A 22,936-nucleotide genomic window follows, 5' to 3' on the forward strand; every position below is an offset into this window, starting at 1 on the left:
ATCGGCGGTTTTAGACACATTGATATTGTTCTGCAGCGGGTTCGGCCCTTAGGTTGGCGACAGATTTTCCGCAGCCGGAGCCCATGATGATTGCCAGCCTGATGATGTATCTGCGGCCCGAAACGGCGGACGCCACTGCGCGCTATTGGGCGCTTATTCGGGAGGGATTGATCGCACGGGGGATTCCGGCGCCTGCGGAATTAGCGAACGATTCATCGGAATTCGAGGTCTGGCGCGCGCCCGATCTGGTGCTCGGCCAGACCTGCGGCATGCCCTACCGGCTTTGGCTGCACCGCCAAGTGACGCTGATAGGCACGCCGGATTTCGCGGTCGATGGATGTCCGAGCGGCTATTACAACTCCGCTATTATTGTGCGCAAGGATGACCCGCGCGCCACGCCGGAGGCCTTTGACGGCGCCTGTTTTGCCTATAACCAGACGTTTTCCCAGTCCGGCTATGCCGCGCCCTATGCGGCGCTCAAGCCATTGAGCGTCTGGTTTGATCGTAGGCTTCAAACCCACAGTCACCGCGCCGCGGCCCAAGCGATCGCCAGCGGTGCGGCTGATATCGCCGCGCTCGACGCGGTCTCATGGAGATTGATTGCGCGGTATGAGCCCTGCGCCGAGCAGTTGCGCGTTCTCATGCATACCGAGCCGACACCGGGGCTGCCGTACATCGCGGGGCCAACCGCAAATGCGCAAACGACGTTTGAGGCGGTGCGCGAAGCGATCAACAACTTGAATGAGACGGACCGCGAGACCCTCGGGATCAAGGGTCTCGTTGCAATACCGAAATCAGCATACCTTGCGATAGACAATCCGCCAGACACGCCCACGGAAATTCCGTAAGGTGACGTGTTAGGAGACTAAGAAAGCTGAGAAATCCAAGTTTCAGTCCTTGCGCAGGCAGGCGATGTAAAACCCATCCATGCCGCCAAGCTCGGGCCAGTAGTCGGGGCGCAGCCGAAGCCCACCTTCGGAGGTGATCCACGCCGGATCAATCCCCGACACCTTTAGCGCCTCGGTGTCGCAGGTCATGTCATCATGCCGTTCCAACGCCTCATCAACCTGCACTTCGCCCTCGTCAGGCAACAGGGAACAAGTGCAAAACACCAACCGCCCGCCGGGTTTGAGCAGGCTCCATGCATGGTCGATCAACTCTTCTTGCAACGCGATCAACGCGCCGAATTCCGCGCCATCCTTGGCATAGGGCAGATCGGGGTGGCGGCGCAGGGTGCCCGTGGCCGAACAGGGCGCATCCAGCACAATCGCATCAAATTGCCCTTCGACATTGCGGGCATCCATGACCAGCATTTTCGCGGTCAGCTTGGTGCGCGAGAGGTTCTCGGTCACCCGCGACATGCGCGGCCCAGATACATCTACCGCCGTCACTTTCGCGCCCGAAGCGGCGATCTGCATGGTTTTGCCACCCGGTGCGGCGCAAAGATCCAGCACCATTTCGCCAGCCTGCGGGGCCAGCACCTGAACCGGCACAGCGGCGGCGGCATCCTGTACCCACCAATCGCCTTCGGTAAAACCCGGCATCGCAGAGACCTGTCCGGCATCTTTGATCCGTACCGATCCTGTCGGCAATACCGTGCCGCCAACTGCTTCGGCCAGTGCGGCGGGGTCGGTTTTCGCGGTCAGGTCCAGCGGTGCGCCTGCCAGATGGGCAATTTCCATCGCCGCAATCGCATCAGCACCCCAAGCCTCGATCAAAGGTCCACGCAGCCATTTCGGCAGGCGCGGGGCGCGCAGAGCATCCCATGCGTCGGGCCCTTCGGCGGCGATCTTGCGTAAAACGGCGTTGGTCAGCCCTTTGAGGTGGCTCAGCGTGCGGTGTTGCGACACCAATGTGACCATCGCGTTGACCACCCCATGCGCCGCGCCGCCCTGACAAAGCTCCACCGTGCCGACGCGCAGCACGTTATGAATATGCAGCGGCGGATATTTGTTCAGATGCTTTTGCAACAGCCGGTCGGCCCGTTCCATTCCGCGCAGGGTGTCGGTCGCCAAACGCTGGGCGCGGGCGCGATCATCGGGCGGCAGCTTGTCCAATGTGCCGCCAGCCAGCGCCTCCGACATCAGACAGGGCTCTTCGCCGAGGATCTGGTCCAACAGGTTTACGGCACTGCGCCGCGCCTGAACGCCTGTATCTGCCATGGGCTCTCTCTCTGTCTGTGCAAGGGTGCGGGTTGTCTGGGCCAAGGGGCGACGTATATCAAGGGGCAAGCTGCCTTCAAGAGGACATCATGCCAGACCCAAACCCCAACCCGACCCCGACACCGGACCTGCCGCCCCACCCAAAGCCGGCACCGCGCCCGATCCCCGATACCCCCGCGCAACCGACGCCCGCGCCGGGACCGGACTTGCCTAATATGAGCAGCGCGGCCCAACAATCGCTACCCCCTGCGGCCCAGCGGGCCTTGGCCGAGGCCGAGGAACGCCGCCGCCAGACAGCACAGGCAGAACTGCCCCGCGAACATGGCGGGCGCGACGGGCCAGAGCCTGTGCGCTACGGGGATTGGGAGAAAAAGGGCATCGCAATCGATTTTTGATCGGGTGCCGGCCTGCGCTTGAATGGGTGGGAGACGTCAGCGCAGCGTAAATTTCGCCGAATCGCCTTGGCCTTTGTCGGAGGTGATCCGCACTTTCGCGCCATCGGCTTCGACGGCCTGACAGTTGTATCCCAGATCATCGCCGCCCCAAGCGATCCGGCGGCAAAGATACCCGTCTTCCCACGTCCATGACCCCGTCACCGGCCACGCGGCCCCCATACCGCTAATTTGCCCATCAGGCGTGACCTGAAGTTCGACCAGCGGACGGGTCAACGATTTGCCCTCCATCAACGTCACAAACTCGCTGCGGGATTTGACCGGCTGGTACTCTGCCAGCGCGGGCACGGCAGTGAGGATCATAGCGGCAATAGAGAAGACGACGGCTTTCATGGCGAGACCTCGTTTAGGCAAACAGTCCCCAAACCACGAGATATCCGGCCTGAAAGTTTCATCCCGACGGCCGCGAAAGCCAACTTAGGCGTCATTCAGCCCAAGCACATCGAGCATGTCGTAGGCTCCCGCCTCACGCCCCTGCCCCCAAAGCGCCGCCTTGAGCGCACCACGGGCAAAAACGGTGCGGTCGCTGGCAATATGGCGCAGCACGATCCGCTCGCCGGGGGCCGCAAACATCACGTCATGCTCGCCGACGATGTCACCGCCGCGAATGGCGGCAAAGCCGATATCGCCGCGTTTGCGCGCACCGGTGATACCGTCGCGGCCTCTGTCTGAGACATCCTCAAGTGCGACACCCCGCCCTTGGGCTGCCGCCTCGCCCAACATCAGAGCGGTTCCCGAAGGCGCATCGACCTTATGGTGGTGGTGCGCCTCGATGATCTCGATATCGAAATCTGCGTCCAGCGCCGCCGCGACCTTTTTGGTCAAAAGAGTCAGCAGGTTAACGCCAAGGCTCATATTCCCCGCGCGGATGATCACTGTTTTTTCGGCGAAAGGCTCCAGCTTGGCGATATCCTCGGCGGTCATGCCGGTCGTGCCAATGACATGTACGGCACCGGATTTGGCGGCATGGGCCGCAAAGGCCAGCGTCGCCGCAGGCGCGGTAAAATCAATGATCGCGCTAGCCGTGCCAATTGCTGCTGCGGCATCATCAGTGACGATCACGCCCAGCGCCGCACCGCCCATTGCCACGCCTACGTCCTGCCCGATCCAGTCATGACCCGCACGTTCGACAGCACCGGTCAGCGTCATGCCTTCATGCGCGCTAACCTGCGAAATCAGCATCTGACCCATGCGGCCAGACGCCCCCATTACGGCGATGGCAGGTGACTTGGTCATTGGCTGTGCTCCCTCATTATCTCGGCGTTGTGTATCCTGACAGCGCCTGCTTGGCAAAGCCCCAGCAAGGCATTAGATGGTGCACATGGCAAAGAACAAATCTTCCGAGGGCGCAGGCCCGACACAACGTATGCTCCGCGTGGGTGAAACCATCCGCCGCGCATTGTCCGACGTGCTGGCCCGTGGCGAGGTGCATGACACCGATCTTAACCGTATGTCGATTACAGTCGGCGAGGTGCGGACATCGCCCGACCTGCGGATCGCGACCGCCTATGTGCTGCCGCTGGGCGGTTTGGGCAAAGACGAGGTGCTGAAACTGCTGGCCCGCAACAAGGGTGAGCTGCGCCGCTTGGTGGCCAAGAAGCTGAACCTGAAGTTCGCCCCCGAGCTACGCTTCCAGCTGGATCACACCTTTGACCAGATGGATGCAACCAGCCGGATGTTGGCGCAAGACGTGGTGCGCCGTGATGCAGATGCGCCCGATGGGGATGCCCAGACTGACGGGCCGGATGAATGATACGCGCCCTCACACTTTTGGGTGTATTGCTGTGGGCGCTGCCTGCCGCTGCAACAACTTGTAGCAATCAAAGCTTCCAAGGCAAAAGCTATGCCGTTTGCGAGGTGGATTTGACCGCCGAACGGTTGGAGCTGTTCCTCAATGACGACGAAGGCCGCACTTTTGGCTATTTCGGCAATATCGAGAAAGCGCTGCGGGCCGAGGGCCAGCAACTTGGCTTTGCGATGAATGCGGGCATGTATCACGACGACCGCGCGCCGGTTGGTTATTACCTTGAAAACGGGCGCGAATTCCAACGGGTGATCAGCTCCGAAGGGCCGGGTAACTTTGGCCTGCTGCCCAATGGAGTGCTCTGTCTGCGCGACGGGCGGGCCGATGTGTTCGAAACCCGCGCCTTTGTAAATGCTGGCCCCGCCTGCCGGTCCGCGACCCAGTCCGGCCCGATGCTGGTGATTGACGGGGCGCTGCATCCGCGGTTTTTAAAAGACGGCACCTCGCGCTATGTGCGCAACGGCGTTGGCACCTCGGCGGCAGGCAAGCGCGCGGTTTTCGTGATCTCCAACGAGGTGGTAAACTTTCACGAATTCGCCAGTTTCTTCCGCGATCATCTGAAACTGCCCAATGCGCTTTATTTCGATGGGAATGTCTCGCGGTTGCGGGCGCCAGATTTGGGCCGCGATGATGCAGGCTTCAGCGCTTTGGGGCCGATCATCGGCGTGGTCGAGCCTGCCAAGTAGCGCCGACTAACGCTGACCGCGCGCGGGCTCTCTCACTTCAAGACATTTCTACTGGGCAGCAGGCCGTACACTATGTATAGCCTCCCACGCATTCGCAAAAAGGGCAGCACATGGCGCGTAAACGCAAGGGTCGGGATATTTCAGGGTGGATTATCGTGGACAAACCCGCAGGCCCCACCTCTACGACGGTCGTGAACAAAGTACGCTGGGCCTTGGATGCCAAGAAAGCGGGCCACGCTGGCACACTTGATCCTGACGCGACGGGCGTGTTGGCTATTGCTTTGGGCGAGGCGACTAAAACGGTGCCCTATATCACCGATGCCCTGAAAGCTTATTCCTTTACTGTTCGCTTGGGCATTTCCACCAACACCGACGATGCCGAAGGCGAAGTGATCGCGACCTCGGACCTGCGTCCCGACGATGCCGCGATCAAAGCCGTACTTGGCTCATTTGTCGGTGATATCCAGCAGATTCCACCGCAGTTTTCTGCCGTTAAGGTCGACGGTCAGCGCGCTTATAAACTGGCCCGTGCCGGTGAAGAGATGGAGCTGGCCGCCCGCCCGCTCTGGGTTGAAAGCCTACTGCTCACCGATCGCCCCGACGTGGACCACGTCACGCTTGAGATGGTCTGCGGCAAGGGCGGCTACGTCCGCTCCATTGCCCGCGATCTAGGGCAAAAGCTCGGGTGCCTCGGACATGTCCGCGAATTGCGCCGTGAGTGGTCTGGCCCGTTCGAGGCCGCCAACGGGCTGACGCTGGAACAGATCGAAGCCATAGCCCGTACTCCCGAACTTGATGCCCATCTGCTGCCGATGGAACAGGGACTTTGCGACCTGCCCGAGGTGAAAGCCACGGATGAGGGCGCAGTGCGTCTGCGCAATGGCAATCCCGGGATGGTGATCGGTACGGGCGTAGAATACGGCGATGAATGCTGGGCCTCCTACAAGGGCCGCGCCGTGGCCGTCGGCAGGTTCAAATCCGGCGAATTGCATCCTGCGCGGGTGTTCGCTGAACCCGCTGACTAATACCGGTTTGCGCAGCAGGTGGCGGGATGCGACAACCCCCGCCATGCTCGTTCGCCATCACACCACCCCAGAAGCCGTATCGGTCGCGTCTTATTCGGCTTGCGAAAATTATCGCTATAGCCTTTGCCGGACATGGGATCCGCAGGGTTTGCGAGTGATGTTTTTGATGTTGAACCCCTCCACCGCAACCGAAATGCAAAACGACCCGACCGTCGGCCGCTGCGAGCAGCGCGCCCGTCGCTTGGGGTTTGGCAGCTTCGAGGTAACCAACATTTTCGCATGGCGCGCCACCGATCCGCGCAACATGCGCGCCGCCGATGATCCGGTGGGCACCCAGAATGACGCGGCCATCTTGCAGGGTGCCGCGCGGAGCGACCGGATCATCGCGGCTTGGGGCGTGCACGGTGCACACCAAGGGCGCGGCGTTGCGGTTGCTGCCCTGTTGCGGGCCCAAAACCATGCGCTGTTCCATCTGGGATTATCTAAGGCGGGCCACCCCAAACACCCGCTCTACCTGCCCTATGCGCAGCAGCCCGTAGTGTGGGCCGAGTGACGCTGCACGACTTTACTAATTAACCATTCATGGCAATTCAGTTTGGTTCAGCGCCTCCTTGCGGCTATTGCACGAAGCGGACGCTCAACCGGAGTGTTGGCGATTGGGGTGGATAAAGCATGTTGTGGTTGGCAGGGCTCATGGGCTTGATGACAGTAAGCGCTGTCGTCTACATCGACGTCACCCCCGAGGACGAAAGCGAAGACCCCACGCCCCCGCCGGACGCCCCCTCCCAGCCGTTCGGTGATATCCTGTCTGGCACCTTTGACGATGATCTGCTGGCGGGTGGCAGTGGCGATGACCAAATCGGCGGCTATGCGGGCGAAGACCTGATCTACGGCGGCACAGGCGATGACGATTTGCACGGTGCTGAGGGCAATGACACAATTTCCGGCGATGCGGGCGATGACAGCCTCAATGGCAACGACGGCGACGACGATCTTTACGGCGGCACAGGCAACGACAGCCTGATGGGCCACAACGATGACGACTACCTCTATGGTGAGGACGGCGATGATTCTCTGCAAGGGTCCGCAGGCGATGACCAACTTAGTGGCGGCGCGGGAAATGACGTGCTGCAAGGCGGATTGGACGACGATGCGCTCGTTGGCGGCACAGGGGCCGATACCCTGTTCGGCGGCTGGGGTGACGATACGGTGAGCGGCCTTGAGTTGAGCACCAGTCTCTCCGGCCTCGTCGACACCGATGCGGCGGATTATCTCAATGGCGGCGGGGGCGACGATCTGATCATCGCGGGTGCCGGCGATGTTGTGACGGCAGGCGACGGCGCCGACCAGATCATTTTCGGCGACTGGATCAACGAAGGCGGCGCCGCAGAAATCATGGATTACACACCGAGCGACGACAGTCTGCTCTTTGTTTGGGATGACAGCGCGGGCGATGCGACACCCCCCGCCATCGACATCCGCCCGGATCCCGATAATGCCGGGCAATTACAGGTCGTTCTTGATGGCACGGTCGTGGCCCAAGTCGCGGGCGACATGCCCCTTACCGCCGCTGACATCGCGCTCATCCCGCTCAGTTCTGCCTTCGAGACCGGCCTGCTGAACAGCTGATCCGGTCTTGACGACACCACCTGCCACCACATCGGGTTAGCTCTACCCAGTTAGCCTTTGCCATTTCCCCGCAATTTTTCTATACGCCCCCATTGGCATGTGATTCTAATCACGCGGCAATACCTCCACGGGCCTGTGCTGGACGACATCCCGGCCTGCGCCATTCATTTTTTACACTTTCCGAAAAGGAGACCCCGATGTCGATTACACCAGAAGAAAAAGCCAAGGTCATGAAGGACTTTGGGGCCAAAGAAGGCGACACAGGTTCGCCCGAAGTACAGGTCGCCATTCTGTCGTCGCGCATCGCGACCCTGACCGAACACTTCAAAACCCACAAAAAAGACAACCACGGCCGCCGTGGTTTGTTGAAAATGGTCGCAACCCGCCGCAAGCTGCTTGACTACGTCAAGACCCGCGACGACGCGCGTTACCAAGACCTGATCAAACGTCTGGGCCTGCGCCGCTAACCTGCAGCACACCGCCGACACGACATCAAACCGCGCCTTGGCAACAGGGGGCGGTTTTTTTTGTTTTGAGCCACAGTCCGCAACGCCATCAAACCCAACTTGATTTGGCAAGATAAACTCAAACCCTTCCCGAGTGACAGGCGGTGGCGCCCAAGACAGCGCGCCTACTTCGACCCAAAAGTTCGCTCGATCCGCCGCACGTTCTCAACACTATCCTGCGGGTCGCGTACGATCGAAGGGACAGGCCCCTCATGACGCACGAAAATGCCGGTCACCCCTTCGGTGCAGCGCAGGGGCGCAAGCCCCGCCTGCGCCAGCATAGCGGTCAATGTCGCCGCCGAATAATCGGCCACATGGGCAATATGAAAATAGGCCCGCAAGTTGTGGCTATACTCGCCCTCCGCCACCATGTTCAGCCCTGGCACTTCGATGAAGAGGTGATCGCCCGGTCCCATGTGCGCCCGAATTTGCGCAAGTAACTCCTTGGGCTTCGCAACATGTTCCAGCACATGCGAGAGGATAAATATCTTTGGCCCTTCAGGCAGGCTGTCGGGGAATGCCTCCGCCGTAAGATCAATCCCGAATTGTGCTGCCCCAAACCGAACGGCCGCCTCATCAAGATCACAGCCCTGCACGCTTTTTGCATGATCCCGAAAATAGGCGAGGATGCCCCCAGCAGAACACCCGATCTCGACCACATGGCTCTCGGCTATCTGCGCCGCGTCCAGCTCCTGAAGTAAAAAGCGGTGAAACCGCTCACCGCGCTCGTTCTGCTCGGCAAGGATATGATCGTAATTCACCAGATCCGATTTGGTATAAAGCCTGCGATAATGATCGCGATAGAACACATCCAGAAACGATTGGCTAAGGGCGGGATAGGTCTGCACCAGGCCACAGCTTTCGCAGATTTGCTTTTGGAGATCAAAACCGTAGCGGTCGCATTCGGCCAATAACGAAAAGTCGCGATTGCCACAGCACAGGCACCCGTCTTCAACCATATCCATCTGGCGGTACAGGTCCCGCACCAGCGCAATATGCTTGCGTCTGCTGCTTGTGACGCGGCGCAGCAGGCCGAAACCACGGCCAAATCGAGGGTGGGACAAAGCGCGGCGCGGCATATAAGGCGTCCTTGTAAAACTGCCCGTATAGTGGCGGCAAATTGGCAGTAAGCCAAGCGCGCAGATACCCTCGGTTTCGCTACCTGCCAATTCAAGCCCACGGCATTCAAACGCGGCACAGTGGCCGCGCCCTGCCAAAGAACGCCACCCTTCCCATCACGCGCAAAACACTGTATGTCCCCGCAATCTGAAAGCCGGCGCCCGGACTCCAGCGCCCGACAAAGAAGATACCGGAGTCAGGGGCAATACGGCCCCTATGCAAATGGCCCGAACCGGGCCAACCTTAGGAAACGTGAATGTTTAACGTAACGACAAAATCGATCCAGTGGGGCGAAGAGACGCTGACACTGGAAACTGGCAAGGTTGCCCGTCAGGCTGACGGCTCCGTGATTGCCACGCTGGGCGAAACAACCGTCATGGCCAACGTGACTTTTGCCCGCACGCAAAAGCCGGGTCAGGACTTCTTCCCGCTGACCGTCCACTACCAAGAAAAATACTATGCCGCCGGTAAAGTGCCGGGCGGTTTCTTCAAGCGCGAAGCGCGCCCAACCGAAAAAGAAACCCTGACAGCCCGCCTGATCGACCGTCCGATCCGCCCGCTGTTCGTGCCTGGTTTCAAAAACGAAGTACTGGTGATGTGCACCGTGCTGAGCCACGACCTTGTTAACGACCCCGACATGGTTGCGATGATCGCGGCTTCCGCGGCGCTGACCATTTCCGGTGCGCCGTTCCGTGGCCCTATTGCTGCCTGCCGCGTTGGTTTTGAGGATGGCGAATACATCCTGAACCCGACAGTCGACGACATGCAGGACCTGCGCCTGAACCCCGAGCAGCGTCTTGATCTGGTTGTTGCCGGCACCAAAGACGCCGTGATGATGGTTGAATCCGAAGCTTATGAACTGTCCGAGGCAGAAATGCTCGGTGCCGTGAAATTCGCCCACGAAAGCATCCAGCCAGTTCTGGACCTGATCATTGATCTGGCCGAAGACGCCGCGAAAGAGCCTTTCGACTTCCAGCCTGTTGACTATTCGGCGCTGTCTGATGCCGTCAAAAAAGCCGGCGAGACCGAAATGCGCGCTGCCTTCGCGATTGCTGACAAGCAAGAGCGTACCGCTGCGGTTTCTGCCGCACGCGAAACGATCAAGGCCTCCTTGAGCGAAGAGCAACTGGCTGATGCCAACCTCGGCTCCGCCCTGAAGAAGCTCGAAGCTTCGATCCTGCGCGGCGATGTGGTTAAAACCGGCAAGCGTATCGACGGTCGTCGCACTGACGAGATCCGCGATATCGTGTCCCAGACCGGCATCCTGCCACGGACCCACGGTTCGGCTCTGTTCACCCGTGGTGAAACACAGGGCTTGGTTGTGACCACGCTGGGCACCGGCGATGACGAACAGTTCATCGACGCGTTGCACGGCAACTTCAAATCCAACTTCCTGCTGCACTATAACTTCCCTCCCTACTCGGTTGGTGAAGTTGGTCGTGTGTCTGGCCCGGGCCGCCGTGAAATCGGCCATGGCAAGCTGGCATGGCGTGCGTTGCAGGCGGTTCTGCCTGCGTCGACAGACTTCCCCTATACCATCCGCGTTGTGTCCGAGATCACCGAGTCTAACGGCTCGTCCTCGATGGCGTCGGTTTGCGGTGGCTCCTTGTCGATGATGGATGCGGGCGTTCCGCTGAAATCGGCTGTTGCCGGTGTGGCGATGGGTCTGATCCTCGAAGACGATGGCTCCTACGCGATCCTTTCGGACATTCTGGGTGACGAAGACCATCTCGGCGACATGGACTTCAAAGTTGCCGGTACCGAAAACGGCATCACCTCGCTGCAGATGGACATCAAGATCGCAGGCATCACGCCCGAGATCATGGAGAAAGCTCTGGAGCAGGCCAAAGTCGGTCGTATCCACATCCTCGGCGAGATGAACAAAGCGCTTTCCGGCGCGGCGGACTTCTCCGTGCACGCACCGCGCATCGAAACCATGCAGATCCCAACGGATAAAATCCGCGAAGTGATCGGTTCCGGTGGCAAGGTCATCCGCGAGATCGTGGAAGTGTCGGGCGCCAAGGTCGACATCAACGACGAAGGTATCATCAAGATCGCATCGCCAAACGGCGACAGCATCAAAAAAGCCTACGACATGATCTATTCCATCGTGGCCGAGCCTGAAGAAGGCGCGATCTACACCGGTACAGTCGTCAAGATCGTCGACTTCGGTGCATTCGTGAACTTCTTTGGCAAGCGCGATGGTCTGGTCCACGTGTCCCAGATCGAAAACCGCCGCCTGAATCATCCATCAGACGTTCTGAAGGAAGGCCAGGAAGTGAAAGTGAAGCTCTTGGGCTTTGACGATCGCGGCAAGGTTCGCCTGTCGATGAAGATGGTCAACCAGGAAACTGGCGAAGAGATGACGAAAGAAGAAGAAGGCGCCGAGGAGTAATCCTCCCACGCATTTCTGACTTTGACGAAAGCGAAGGCCCCGATGTTCAGTCATCGGGGCCTTTTGCATTTCCGGCCCCACCAAGCCACGCACCAGCCCGCGCTTTTCTTTGTAGAGCCGCTGGCATAAAAGCAGATGAAGCCCAAAGGAGCCCGCGATCATGGAACAGTTGCCTGCGACCAACTGTACAAAAGGAGCTACTTAATGCCGCCCCGTAAAAAGAGCCGCTTTGAGAGCTTTTTCTCGCTCAAGCAACACCGACGCCGGCTCAGCAAAAATGCCGTACAGACACCTACCGGCAGTTTTGCCAGCTTGCGGGGGCAAATTGTAGAAGCCGGTGTGGCTCGCCAAACGCGTGGGTCCGACGATGATCTTGATCGTCACTTTAAAGCACTGGAGGCCGAGTTCTCTGGCCAAAGCGCGCTTTTGTTGGAGCATGCTCGATTGAATGTGCTGTTGCGCCGCAAGGTCTCGCCCAAAGAAACCTATGCGCGGTTTGTGGAGATGTGGCTGCAGGAACAAGACTATCTCCTGCAACACCTCAACATCCGCTGGATGGTATCTGCCTGCGACTCTGTGGCGGATTGGGACCCCGATCCGGCGGCGCGGGCGCGGGCGTTTTCGGCCTCGCTACTGGTCAATACCGTCAAAATGGCTGAGTCCGAGCGGTATTTCACCAAGACCGGCGGCGCGATCTTCGATCCTGATCGGGTCGAGGACGTCCAGCACAATCTGGTGCCGCTGTTCGAGGGGTTGTCAGGGTTCACCGTCGGCACGGACGATACTTTGCGCAACATGCGTTGGCGGATTGATGCGCAGAAAGACGAACATTTTACCGGCGCTATCCTCGCTGAGATTTTTCAGCGGCTTCAGGAAAGCGATACCGTCTATGCGCGTTTTCGCGCCCTGCACCACCGCGACCGGACAGGCTGGTGGTAGGCTAGCTCCGGCTGGTAAATCGTTCTTTCGCAAACGGAATAATCACCTTGCGATGGAGAAGGGAGCCTTTGATCCCGTGCAGCCCCAGCAAAATCTGAGCCGATATCCGGCGCCATTTCTGCCCAGCGGTTTTCTTGGCTTTCCGGTGCGACTCATCCGACACGCTGGAAGGCTCGACGAGCCATTGCGCCGCGATCCCCTCCTCCACCGCGATATCGTTCTGGATGATTTGCGCAGGCACTGCCTGATAGGCTCGCAGCAGGCCGGGTTGGGCAATTAGAGCATCTGCCAGTGCTGGCTGCACCTGCGCCCGCGCCAAAAGTCGCGCCGCGCCGGACGGCCACAGCACATATCCCGCAGCCCCCGCACGGTCGAGGTACAGCCGTCGGACGCGGATCGGCCCCAGCTTGGTGCTACTGCGCGACATAACCTTATGTCGCTGACGGGTTTCAAGCTGCAGTAAATCCCAGCGCGATTCGGATTGCGCGGCCTTCAGTACAGCAGGCACATCGTCCGACAGCAACGCATCGTCTTCCAAGATCAGATGCGCCTGCCCAGACTGCGCAACATGCCGCCACGCGGCGATATGGCTACACAGACAAGCGCGTTCCGTAGGCGCAATTGGGCGCTGCCATTTGGCCCAATAGGCTTCATCCGCCGAAACTTCCGGATCGCCCACCGTCACGGCGGGCAGTCGATCAAACCCAATGCCCAGCCGCGTTAACTGTCGCTGCTGGAAGTCCATGCGCGCCGTGGCACGGTCTAGGTTAATCACCAAAGCGCGCATGGACGTCATTTACTTCGGCGCTTTAGTGGTGCGCAGATAGGGCAGCACAGTGGTAAACTCACCAAACTTCGCCTTGGCATCCGCATCCGAAACAGTCGCGGGGATGATCACGTCATCGCCCACATTCCAGTTCGCCGGTGTCGCCACGCCCTTGCCGATGGTAGTCTGCAACCCGTCGAGCGCGCGCAGCACTTCGGCGAAGTTGCGGCCCACGGTCATTGGATAGGTCATCGACAGCTTCAGCTTCTTGTCCGGCCCGATGATAAAGACCGAGCGCACGGTGGCGGAATCCGCAGGGGTGCGGCCATCGGGCAGATAGGCCTCGGCGGGCAGCATGTCGAAGGCTTTGGAAACCTCGAGCCCTGTGTCCGCGATGATCGGGAACGTAGCAGGCGCGCCGCCGACTTTCTCGATGTCACCTTTCCATTTCTTGTGGTCCTCGACGCCGTCCACGCTAACGCCGATCACTTTGGTGCCGCGCTTTTCCCACTCATCCGCCAACTGTGCCACTGCGCCGAATTCGGTGGTGCACACGGGCGTGAAATCCTTGGGATGTGAAAACAGAATTGCCCAGCTGTCGCCGATAAATTCGTGCAGCGAATAGGAACCTTGATCTGTCTCGACGTTCAGGTCGGGAACGGTGTCGTTGATACGCAAACCCATGTCGTCCTCCTTGGGGTGATGAACTCTGCCCTTTACGTAGTATTTATTCCGCTCGGTTGCATCCCCTCTCTTGCGACCTCACATATGCAGTGACACAGTGGCGCCAATCTGACCGGGAAACCGCCCCGGCTGCCGTCCGGATAAAGGAGTATGACTATGCTGGAAAAGCGTGATTTTTACATCAATGGCGCATGGGTTGCCCCTGCCAAAGCCAATGATTTCGCCGTGATCGATCCCTCAACCGAAGAGCAGTGCGCTGTGATTTCGCTGGGATCAGAGGCCGACACCAACGCCGCCGTGAAAGCCGCGCGCGGTGCTTTCGACAGCTGGTCGCAGACCGCCAAGCAGGAGCGTGCCGACCTAATCGGCAAGCTGCTCGATATCTACAAAGCACGCTCCGAAGAGATGGCAAAAGCCATGTCGCTGGAAATGGGCGCCCCGATCGACATGAGCCGCACTGCGCAGGTTGGCGCCGGTAGCTGGCATATCCAAGGCTTCCTGAAAGCCTTTGAGGATTTCTCCTTCGAAGAAGATTATACGTCGAGCGAGAAGACCCTGCGCGAGCCTATCGGTGTTTGCGCACTGATCACGCCTTGGAACTGGCCGATGAACCAGATCGTGCTGAAGGTGATCCCCGCGCTGGCGACAGGCTGCACTGTGGTTCTGAAACCTTCCGAGATTGCCCCGCTCAGCGCACATCTGTTTGCTGAATTCGTGCATGAAGCAGGTTTCCCTGCTGGTGTATTCAACTTGGTGAACGGCGACGGCCCCGGCGTTGGCAGCCAGCTTTCCGCACACCCCGATGTCGATATGGTCAGCTTCACCGGCTCGACCCGCGCCGGTATCGCGATCTCTAAAGCGGCCGCTGATACACTCAAGCGCGTTTCTCTTGAGCTAGGCGGCAAAGGTGCCAATATCATCTTTGAAGATGCGCACCCCAAAGCGGCAAAAGCTGGTGCGATGCATTGCTTCCGCAACTCCGGTCAGTCCTGTAACGCGCCAACGCGGATGCTGGTGCACAAATCGCGCTATGACGAAGCTGTTGAAATGGCCTCCGAGGTTGCCAACAACACCCATGTCGGCCCCGCTTCGGACGAAGGCAAGCACATCGGCCCGGTGGTCAGCGAAGCCCAGTTCAACAAAATTCAGGGCCTCATCGAAACAGGCATGTCCGAGGCGCGTCTCGCGGCAGGCGGTCTGGGCCGTCCTGATGGCCTCAATCGCGGCTATTTCGTGAAGCCAACGGTCTTTGCCGACGTCAACAACGACATGACCATCGCGCGTGAAGAGGTCTTTGGGCCGGTGCTGTCGATCATCCCTTTCGAGACCGAAGAGGAAGCGATCGCGATCGCCAATGACACGCCTTACGGGCTGACCAACTACGTGCAAACCGAAGACACCGACAAACGCCGCCGCGTGGCACGCCGCTTGCGCTCCGGTATGGTGGAAACCAATGGTAAGGGCTTTGCCCAAGGCTCGCCCTTCGGCGGCTACAAGCAGTCCGGGAACGGGCGCGAAGGCGGGGTCTTCGGGCTTGAGGAATTTCTTGAAGTCAAAGCAGTCTCAGGCTGGGCTGCTGAGTAACAGGCTTTCAAAGGAGAAGTTTAAAAGGGCTGCCAACGGGTGGCCCTTTTGCTTTATGTGATCGGCGCGTCGCTGTCTAAAACGGCGCCTTGGATCGGATTCGCGTCGAATGGCCACCCTGAGGGTGATTGAACCGCAGCTCTTCGGAGTGCAGCATCAACCGGTCAAACTCCCGCGCGGGGCCGGTCGCATAAAAAGGATCGCCCAGGATCGGGTGGCCCAATGCTAACATATGGACGCGCAACTGGTGGCTGCGCCCCGTTTTGGGGCTGAGCCTGATCCGTGACGTGTCGCCTTCGTCTTTCAGCACGCGCCAATCGGTTTGCGCGGAACGGCCATTTTCATGATCGACCATCTGCAAAGGTCTGTTCGGCCAATCGACGATTAGCGGCAGGTCGACTGTTCCGGTCTTCTCCGCCGGCACACCCCAAACCCGTGCGACATAGGTTTTGCGCGTCATCCGCTTTTCAAACTGCAGGCCCAGATGACGCTGCGCGTAAGGGGTGAGCGCAAAGATCATCACGCCCGAGGTATCGCGATCGAGCCGGTGCACCAGCAGCGCGTCGGGAAATACCGTTTGCACCCGCGCCAGCAGGCAATCTGACAGGTGCTCTCCCTTGCCGGGCACGCTCAGCAGACCGGCAGGTTTATCGACCAGCAGCACTTCGGCGTCTTCATGCAGGACCACCAAGGGGTCCTGCGGCGGGGTATAATCTGTTTCCATTCCGCGTCCTCCCAGATGTAGGGTTGGGTTTCAACCCACCAAAAGCCGGAGGCCCCGATGCACCCCACCATTCAGAAGATGCAGGACGTCGTCGCCAAGGGCGATGCGGATGCCATCGCGCCGCTCCTTGCCGAGGGGGTGAAGTTCATGCCGCCGACTTATTGGAAGGTCTGGACAGGGCGGGATGCGGTCGCCGCCGTGCTGGGCCATGTCGGGCAAGTCTTTACCGGCTTCCGCTATCGGCGGGTGATGGGAGACGGTGACGCCTGGGCCTTGGAGTTCCAATGCAAAATAGGCGATCTGGATGCGGTTGGCGTCGATCTGATCACGCTGGATGCACAGGGCTTGATAGCCACTTTCGAGGTTGTGATGCGGCCACATAAATCCATCGGCGCCTTGCGTGATGCGATGAATGCACGCGTCATGCGCGACCCTGCATTTCTTAAGTTCAAAGACGCGCTGTCTAACGTCTAGGCGGCGCGGGTGGCACGCATCTGACGGATCATCGAGGTCGAGTAGATCACCAGCGCCAGCCAGATCATCGGGAAAGCGATCATCCGCGCGCGACCAAAGGGCTCGTCGAACACGAAGACAGCTATGAGAAAGATCATCGTCGGCGCGATATATTGCAGGATACCAATGGTCGACAGCCGGAGCAGTTTAGCTCCGTTGGCATAGATCATCAGCGGGACTGCGGTCACCACACCGCAGCCAACCAGCAGCCAGGTATCGCGCAGCGAACCTGTCGCGAAATGCGATTGACCTGTGCCTATCAGATAGGCGAAATACCCCAGCGCGGGCAGTAGCAGGATCAAAACCTCCAGCAAAAACCCCTGGTTTGGCCCGATGGCGAGGCTTTTCTTCGCGAGCGCATAAAACCCCCATGACAGTGTGAGCGCCAGCGCCGCCCAAGGCACGCGGCCTGCATCGACCGTCAGTACAACCACTGCCGCTGCCGCCAAGGCCAGCGCGGCTAGCTGGGCGCGCGACAAGCGCTCCCCCAACAGCACAGCGGCCAGGAAGACGCTAAAGAGCGGGTTGATGTAATAGCCCAGCGCCGCATCCAGCGCGTGTCCCGACGTGACTGCCCAGACATAAATGCCCCAGTTGATCGTGATCAGCGCTGCCGTAACACAGGCCATCGCCAGCATCTTGGGGTTGCGCAACGCCTCGCGCAGCGCATCGGTACGCCGGATCGCGACCAGCACTGCCGCCGCGATGGGCACCGACCAGATGATCCGATGCGCGACAACCTCGGCAGGGCTGATATGCGAGACCAGTTTCATATAAAGCGGCAGAAAGCCCCACATGATATAAGCGCCCAGAGCGAAGGCCAGCCCCTGCGGCGTGTCTTCGTTGGTCTTGGGGGTGAGGCTATCGGGATTACGCATCGGATATTCCTTTGTCCTATCCCTAGCCCGCAGTTTTACGAAAGCCCAGCCTCAAACTTTCACCCGCTCCGACGCCGGATCGTACATCGGCTTCAAAGAGGCTTCGGCCCGCACCCGCGCGCCTGCGACATCGATCTCATAGCTCGAAGCCAGCACCTGCGCGGCGGTCTCGCCCTTGCACGGCACATAGCCCATACCGATGGCGCCTTTCAGATGATGCCCGTAGGCGCCCGAGGACAGATAGCCGACGATCTGCCCATCACGCAGCACCGGCTCGTTATGATAAAGCAGCGGCTCGGGATCGGTGAGGCGGAATTGCACGAGACGTTTTTCGAGCCCCGTTTCCTTTTTGCGCAGCACCGCGTCCCGGCCGATGAAGTCGGGCTTGTCGGTTTTGACAGCAAAGCCCAGTCCGGCCTCCAGCACGTGATCTTCGCAGGTGATGTCATGGCCGAAATGGCGAAAGCCTTTTTCGATGCGGGCACTGTCCATCATATGCATGCCACATAGCTTGAGCCCCATGTCCTGCCCTGCGGCATAGAGCGTTTCAAACCCGTGGGCCGCCATATCGGCGCTGAGGTAAATCTCCCACCCTAATTCACCGACATAGGTGACGCGGTGCACGCGGGCGCGCCCCATCCCAAGCTCGATCTCCTGCGCGGTGCCGAAAGGGTTGGCGTCGTTCGAGAAGTCGTTGGGCGATACCGCTTGCAGCAGTTTGCGGGCGTTCGGCCCCATTACGGCCAGCACGCCTTCGCCTGCGGTCACGTCGGTGAGGACGACGTTGAAATCGACCTGATGGCGGCGCATCCATGTCTCGTCCGCCAGCCTTGTCGCGGCGGGGGTCACGACCAGATAGGCGGCTTCGGACAGACGAGTGACCGTGACGTCGGCCTCGATCCCACCGCGCTGGTTGAGGAACTGGGTGTAAACAATTTTGCCCACCGGCACATCGTATTGCCCGCCGCCAACGTGGTTTAGAAACGCAGTGGCATCGCGGCCTTCGACACGGATTTTTCCAAAGGAAGACATGTCATACATGCCCACATTGGTGCGGATCGCCGCGACCTCGCTGGCGACGTTGCCAAAAAAATTCTGCCGCTTCCACGAATAGGCATATTCGGGCTTCTGCTCGGAGTTCGCGAACCAGTTGGCACGCTCCCAGCCCGCAAGCTCGCCCATTACCGCACCATGGTCGAGTAAGTGTTGGTGGAAAGGCGTACGTCGCACCCCGCGGGCAGTGGCCTTTTGACGGTAGGGAAAGTGGTCGGCATAAAGCAGGCCCAATGTTTCCTTGCTCCGCTCGAAAAGGTAGTGGCGATTGCCTTGAAAGGGCTGCATTCGACTGATGTCCACATCGCCGAGATCGAAAGGTTTCGCGCCATCTTCCATCCATTGGGCCAGCGCCATGCCCGCACCGCCCGCAGACTGGATGCCGATGGAGTTGAACCCCGCCGCGACCCAGACGTTGTCCATCTCAGGCGCTTGGCCAAGGTGGTAGGCGTCATCGGGGGTAAAGGATTCCGGCCCGTTAAAGAAGGTATGTATCCCCGCCTCGGCCAGCATCGGCATCCGGTTCACCGCGCGTTCAAGGATCGGCTCGAAGTGGTCGAAATCTTCGGGAAGTTGGTCGAATTCGAAATTGTCGGGGATTTCCAAGCGCCAAGGTTTTGCGTCCGGTTCAAACGCGCCCAACAGCATCTTGCCTGCGTCTTCTTTGTAGTAGGCGCACTCATCCGGCACCCGCAGCACCGGCAACTGGCTCAGCCCCTTGATCGCTTCGGTGACAATGTAGAAGTGTTCGCAGGAATGCAGCGGCACGTTGACGCCCAGCATCTCGCCGACCTGATGGCCCCACATGCCGGCACAGTTGACCACGTGATCGCAGGTGATGCTGCCCTGCTCGCCGCTGGCGGTCTCATACTCCACACCCGTAATCTTGCGGTCCGAGCGGACGGCCTTGGTGACCTTGACGCGCTCCAGCACCTTGGCGCCGCGTTGCCGTGCGCCTTTCGCCAAGGCCAATGCAATGTTCGCCGGATCGCCCTGCCCGTCCTTCTCCAGATAGACAGCGCCCGTAACGCCTTCGATGTTCAGGTGCTCATACCGGGCTTTGACTTCGGAGGGGGAGATTTCCTCGACCGAAACGCCAAATGCACGCGCCATCGCGGCTTGGCGATAGATTTCCTCACGGCGTTCCTCTGTCAGGGCGGCGGTGATCGAACCGACACGTTTGAACCCGGTCGCAACGCCAGTTTCCGCTTCGAGGTTGCCATAAAGCTCTTGGCTGTATTTCGCGAGCTTGGTCATGTTCGCGGTGGCGCGAAGCTGGGCGATCAGTCCCGCCGCGTGCCACGTGGTGCCGGAGGTGAGCTGTTTGCGCTCCAGCAAAACCACATCGGTCCAGCCGAGTTTGGTCAGGTGGTAGGCTACGGAGCAGCCAATAACGCCGCCGCCGATGATGACAACGCGGGCATGAGTGGGAATGGTGGACATCTCGTCTCTCCAAACGGAATTTCAAACTCCGAACCGGAGGCCGTTGGCTTCCGGTTCGTTGGGGCTGGCGTGGGGGTCAGGCCCGCAGGCGCTCGTTTTTCGGGTCCCAAAGTGGTGCATCCGGCTGCACCACAGCGCGGCAACGTTTGCCGAAGATGTCGATCTCCACTTCGGTGCCTGCCTCGGCAAGGTCGGCGCGCATCATGCCAAGTGCCACGGATGTGCCGATGCGGTAGCCCCAGTCACCCGAGGTGGTTTCACCCACCACCGCGCCGTTGTGCCAGACGGTCGACATATAGGGCGCGTCCTGATCGCCCGCCTCAACCGTCATGGTGACGAAACGTTTGGCAACCCCTTGCTGGCGCTCGTTCAACAGCGCCGCTTTACCGGGGAAGTCGGCAGGTTTGTCGAGTTTGACGAAGCGGTCCAGCCCCCCTTGCAGCAGCGTGTAGTCGGTGGACAGATCGCCCTTCCACGCGCGGTAGCCCTTTTCGATCCGCAGGGAATTTAGTGCATACATGCCAAAGGGTTTCGCCCCCGCTTGCGTCACCGCATCCCAGATTGCGGGCGCGTCCTGTGGGGCGCAATGGATTTCCCAGCCCAACTCCCCCGCGAAGGACACGCGGATCAGGGTGCAGTCCCGGCCCGCGACCTTGCCTGTCGCGCTGATGCTTAACCATTTGGCCGAAAGATCATGATCGGTGAGCGGCGCGAGGATGTCGCGGCTCGCCGGACCCGTCACCAGCAGGCACTCGGCCGCCTCGGTGTGGTCCGTAACCGTGATGCCGTCGGGCGCGTGGCGTTGCAGCCATTCGGCATCATGCCACTGTGCAACAGCAGCGGTGATCAGACCAACCTCATCAGGGCCGTGCACCATAACCGACATCTCTGTCACGATCCGGCCGCGATCGTCTGCGAAATAGATCAAGCCGATGCGCCCGGGTGGTGGCAGGGCCGAGGCCGTCAGCCCGTCGATGAAGTCCCGCGCGCCGGTGCCGGCAACCTTAAGGCGGGTAAAACCGCTGATTGCCAGCACGCCGCAATGGTCGCGCACCGCTTCGCATTCCTCTTGTACCCGCACGGCCCATGGGCCGTTGCGATCCCATGTCTGCGTGGCTTCCTCGGAGGTATCGTCGCCCTCTTTGGCGAACCAGTTGGCGCGTTCCCAACCGTTGTAGCTGCCAAATTGCGCGCCTGCGTCCCTCAGACGGCTGTGTAGCGGCGACAGCTTTTTGTCGCGGCCAGCGGGCCATGTGTGATGCGGGAAATGCATCGCGTATTCGTGGCCGTAAGTCTCCAACGCTTTCTGGTTGGTGTAGTCCTGATCCGCGTATTCCGTGTAGCGGCGCGGATCGACCGACCACATGTCCCACTCGGTCTGGCCTTCGGTGATCCATTCCGCCAGCACCTTGCCTGCGCCACCGCCTTGGGTGATGCCAAAGGTAAACACACACGCCTCATAGGCATTTGGTACGCCGGGCATCGGGCCAAGCAGCGGCAGGCCGTCCGGTGCATAGGGGATCGGTCCGTTGATCACCCGGCCCACGCCAGCGGTGCCCAGCATCGGCACCCGCGCCATCGCGTCCTCGATATACCACTCCAGCCGCTCCAGATCGTCGGGGTAAAGCTGGAACGAGAAATCCTCGGGCATCGGATCTTGCGGCGTCACCCAATGGGCCTTGCAGTTGCGTTCATAGGGTCCAAGGTTTAGCCCGTTCTTGTCCTGCCGCAGATAGTAGGAACTGTCGACATCGCGGAGCAACGGCACTTTGCGACCGTTCTCGCGTGACCAGTCAGCGAGTTCGGAAATCTCTTCGGTGAGGAAATACTGGTGGCTCATCACCGTCATCGGCACGGTGCGCCCGCCATAAGGCTTGAACCATTCGCCGACGCGCTGCGCGTAATAGCCCGCAGCATTCACCACCTTTTCACAGCGGATATCGCCCTTTGCGGTATGCACGATCCATTCGCTGCCGTCGCGCGAAATGCCCGTGGCGGGGCAGAACCGTTCGATCCGTGCGCCCATATCGCGCGCACCCTTGGCCAGCGCCTGCGTTAGCTGCGCAGGGTCGATATCGCCATCGTCAGGGTCCCACAGCCCGCCTGCAAGGTCATGTGTTTCGATGAAGGGGTAGCGTTCCTTGATGTCGTTCAGGTCCATCATCTCGAGGTTGAGACCTTGGTAATTACCCATCGAACGGGCGCGCTCGAACTCCATCATCCGTTCGCGACCATGCGCCAGCCGGACTGATCCGGTGACGTGGTAATTCATCGGATAATCCACCTCCGCCCCTAACACTGCATAGAGCCCGAGCGAATAGCGCTGCATGTTCATCACCGCCCAGGAAGTGCTGAACGAAGGGCAGTTTCCGGCGGCATGCCAAGTAGAACCAGCGGTCAGTTCGTTCTTTTCCAGCAGCACGCAATCGGTCCAGCCTGCTTTGGCAAGGTGATAGAGTGAGGACACCCCGACCACGCCGCCGCCGATAATGACCACACGGGCAGTGGTTGGAAATTCACTCATCATGGGGCTCCTTGGCGCTGTGTTGCTCTGGGGGATTGGGGTTGGTGGTG

General features: G+C 60.0%; 22 protein-coding genes. 12 read left to right on the forward strand and 10 right to left on the reverse strand.

The features are described 5' to 3' along the window. Positions 1-83 precede the first annotated feature (83 nt). Entirely contained in the window at positions 84-848 is a 765-nt protein-coding gene (locus tag BM174_RS04665) for a phosphate/phosphite/phosphonate ABC transporter substrate-binding protein (protein ID WP_342742049.1), read from the forward strand. 42 nt (positions 849-890) lie between these two features. Here BM174_RS04665 and BM174_RS04670 read toward each other — a convergent pair whose 3' ends face one another. Further along, positions 891-2,162, reverse strand: a complete 1,272-nt coding sequence (locus BM174_RS04670; RefSeq protein WP_093922683.1) for an RsmB/NOP family class I SAM-dependent RNA methyltransferase — start codon at positions 2,160-2,162, stop codon at positions 891-893. Between the two features lie 215 nt (positions 2,163-2,377). Between BM174_RS04670 and BM174_RS21700 the strand changes: the two genes are divergently transcribed. Next, positions 2,378-2,557 (forward strand): DUF1674 domain-containing protein, encoded by a 180-nt coding sequence (locus BM174_RS21700; RefSeq protein ID WP_177209422.1) that lies wholly within the window; start codon positions 2,378-2,380, stop codon positions 2,555-2,557. A 36-nt stretch (positions 2,558-2,593) separates the two neighbouring features. Here the strand turns inward: BM174_RS21700 and BM174_RS04680 are convergent, their stop codons facing one another. Then, positions 2,594-2,947: a dihydrodipicolinate reductase gene (locus BM174_RS04680; protein WP_093922685.1), complete on the reverse strand. Its 354-nt coding sequence runs from the start codon at positions 2,945-2,947 to the stop codon at positions 2,594-2,596. 84 nt (positions 2,948-3,031) lie between these two features. Beyond that, entirely contained in the window at positions 3,032-3,850 is an 819-nt protein-coding gene (dapB, locus tag BM174_RS04685; protein ID WP_093922686.1) for a 4-hydroxy-tetrahydrodipicolinate reductase, read from the reverse strand. 85 nt (positions 3,851-3,935) lie between these two features. Between dapB and rbfA the strand changes: the two genes are divergently transcribed. From rbfA to rpsO, 6 genes are all read left to right on the forward strand, one after another. Beyond that, entirely contained in the window at positions 3,936-4,367 is a 432-nt protein-coding gene (rbfA, locus tag BM174_RS04690; protein WP_093922930.1) for a 30S ribosome-binding factor RbfA, read from the forward strand. After that, on the forward strand, positions 4,364-5,104 hold the full coding sequence (locus tag BM174_RS04695; protein WP_093922687.1) for a phosphodiester glycosidase family protein: 741 nt from the start codon (positions 4,364-4,366) through the stop codon (positions 5,102-5,104). The genes rbfA and BM174_RS04695 overlap by 4 nt, the downstream gene beginning before the upstream one ends. Before the next feature lie 110 nt (positions 5,105-5,214). Then, entirely contained in the window at positions 5,215-6,129 is a 915-nt protein-coding gene (gene truB, locus BM174_RS04700; RefSeq protein WP_093922688.1) for a tRNA pseudouridine(55) synthase TruB, read from the forward strand. A gap of 43 nt (positions 6,130-6,172) precedes the next feature. Further along, a complete protein-coding gene (locus tag BM174_RS04705; RefSeq protein WP_177209416.1) occupies positions 6,173-6,682 on the forward strand; it encodes a DUF1643 domain-containing protein in 510 nt (169 codons plus the stop codon). 119 nt (positions 6,683-6,801) lie between these two features. Beyond that, entirely contained in the window at positions 6,802-7,758 is a 957-nt protein-coding gene (locus BM174_RS04710; protein WP_093922690.1) for a calcium-binding protein, read from the forward strand. 197 nt (positions 7,759-7,955) lie between these two features. Then, the gene (rpsO, locus tag BM174_RS04715; RefSeq protein WP_093922691.1) at positions 7,956-8,225 is read left to right on the forward strand and encodes a 30S ribosomal protein S15; all 270 of its coding nucleotides are present in this window, start codon (positions 7,956-7,958) and stop codon (positions 8,223-8,225) included. 164 nt (positions 8,226-8,389) lie between these two features. Here rpsO and BM174_RS04720 read toward each other — a convergent pair whose 3' ends face one another. Further along, positions 8,390-9,343 (reverse strand): class I SAM-dependent methyltransferase, encoded by a 954-nt coding sequence (locus BM174_RS04720; RefSeq protein ID WP_093922692.1) that lies wholly within the window; start codon positions 9,341-9,343, stop codon positions 8,390-8,392. A 296-nt stretch (positions 9,344-9,639) separates the two neighbouring features. On the opposite strand from BM174_RS04720, the gene pnp reads away from it, so the two are divergent. Together pnp and BM174_RS04730 are read left to right on the forward strand one after the other, a co-directional pair. After that, positions 9,640-11,778 (forward strand): polyribonucleotide nucleotidyltransferase, encoded by a 2,139-nt coding sequence (gene pnp, locus BM174_RS04725; protein ID WP_093922693.1) that lies wholly within the window; start codon positions 9,640-9,642, stop codon positions 11,776-11,778. A 204-nt stretch (positions 11,779-11,982) separates the two neighbouring features. Beyond that, positions 11,983-12,717, forward strand: coding sequence for a hypothetical protein (locus tag BM174_RS04730; RefSeq protein WP_245766270.1), 735 nt, complete (start codon positions 11,983-11,985; stop codon positions 12,715-12,717). A gap of 1 nt (position 12,718) precedes the next feature. Here the strand turns inward: BM174_RS04730 and BM174_RS04735 are convergent, their stop codons facing one another. Both BM174_RS04735 and BM174_RS04740 read right to left on the reverse strand, forming a co-directional pair. Next, complete coding sequence (locus BM174_RS04735) at positions 12,719-13,513, reverse strand: glycosyltransferase family 25 protein (RefSeq protein WP_093922694.1); 795 nt, start codon at positions 13,511-13,513, stop codon at positions 12,719-12,721. After that, positions 13,514-14,167: a peroxiredoxin gene (locus tag BM174_RS04740; protein WP_093922695.1), complete on the reverse strand. Its 654-nt coding sequence runs from the start codon at positions 14,165-14,167 to the stop codon at positions 13,514-13,516. A gap of 156 nt (positions 14,168-14,323) precedes the next feature. On the opposite strand from BM174_RS04740, the gene BM174_RS04745 reads away from it, so the two are divergent. Continuing rightward, positions 14,324-15,751, forward strand: a complete 1,428-nt coding sequence (locus BM174_RS04745) for an aldehyde dehydrogenase family protein (RefSeq protein ID WP_093922696.1) — start codon at positions 14,324-14,326, stop codon at positions 15,749-15,751. A 76-nt stretch (positions 15,752-15,827) separates the two neighbouring features. Here BM174_RS04745 and BM174_RS04750 read toward each other — a convergent pair whose 3' ends face one another. After that, a complete protein-coding gene (locus BM174_RS04750) occupies positions 15,828-16,475 on the reverse strand; it encodes a pseudouridine synthase (RefSeq protein WP_093922697.1) in 648 nt (215 codons plus the stop codon). Positions 16,476-16,532: 57 nt separating this feature from the next. Between BM174_RS04750 and BM174_RS04755 the strand changes: the two genes are divergently transcribed. Further along, on the forward strand, positions 16,533-16,949 hold the full coding sequence (locus tag BM174_RS04755) for a nuclear transport factor 2 family protein (RefSeq protein ID WP_093922698.1): 417 nt from the start codon (positions 16,533-16,535) through the stop codon (positions 16,947-16,949). Here BM174_RS04755 and rarD read toward each other — a convergent pair. From rarD to BM174_RS04770, 3 genes are all read right to left on the reverse strand, one after another. Continuing rightward, positions 16,946-17,866 (reverse strand): EamA family transporter RarD, encoded by a 921-nt coding sequence (rarD, locus tag BM174_RS04760; RefSeq protein WP_093922699.1) that lies wholly within the window; start codon positions 17,864-17,866, stop codon positions 16,946-16,948. The genes BM174_RS04755 and rarD overlap by 4 nt on opposite strands. Before the next feature lie 51 nt (positions 17,867-17,917). After that, the gene (locus BM174_RS04765; RefSeq protein WP_093922700.1) at positions 17,918-20,362 is read right to left on the reverse strand and encodes a GcvT family protein; all 2,445 of its coding nucleotides are present in this window, start codon (positions 20,360-20,362) and stop codon (positions 17,918-17,920) included. A gap of 76 nt (positions 20,363-20,438) precedes the next feature. Then, complete coding sequence (locus BM174_RS04770) at positions 20,439-22,886, reverse strand: GcvT family protein (RefSeq protein WP_093922701.1); 2,448 nt, start codon at positions 22,884-22,886, stop codon at positions 20,439-20,441. Positions 22,887-22,936: the final 50 nt, after the last annotated feature.

This window comes from Sulfitobacter brevis, assembly GCF_900112755.1.
GTDB classification, from domain to species: domain Bacteria; phylum Pseudomonadota; class Alphaproteobacteria; order Rhodobacterales; family Rhodobacteraceae; genus Sulfitobacter; species Sulfitobacter brevis.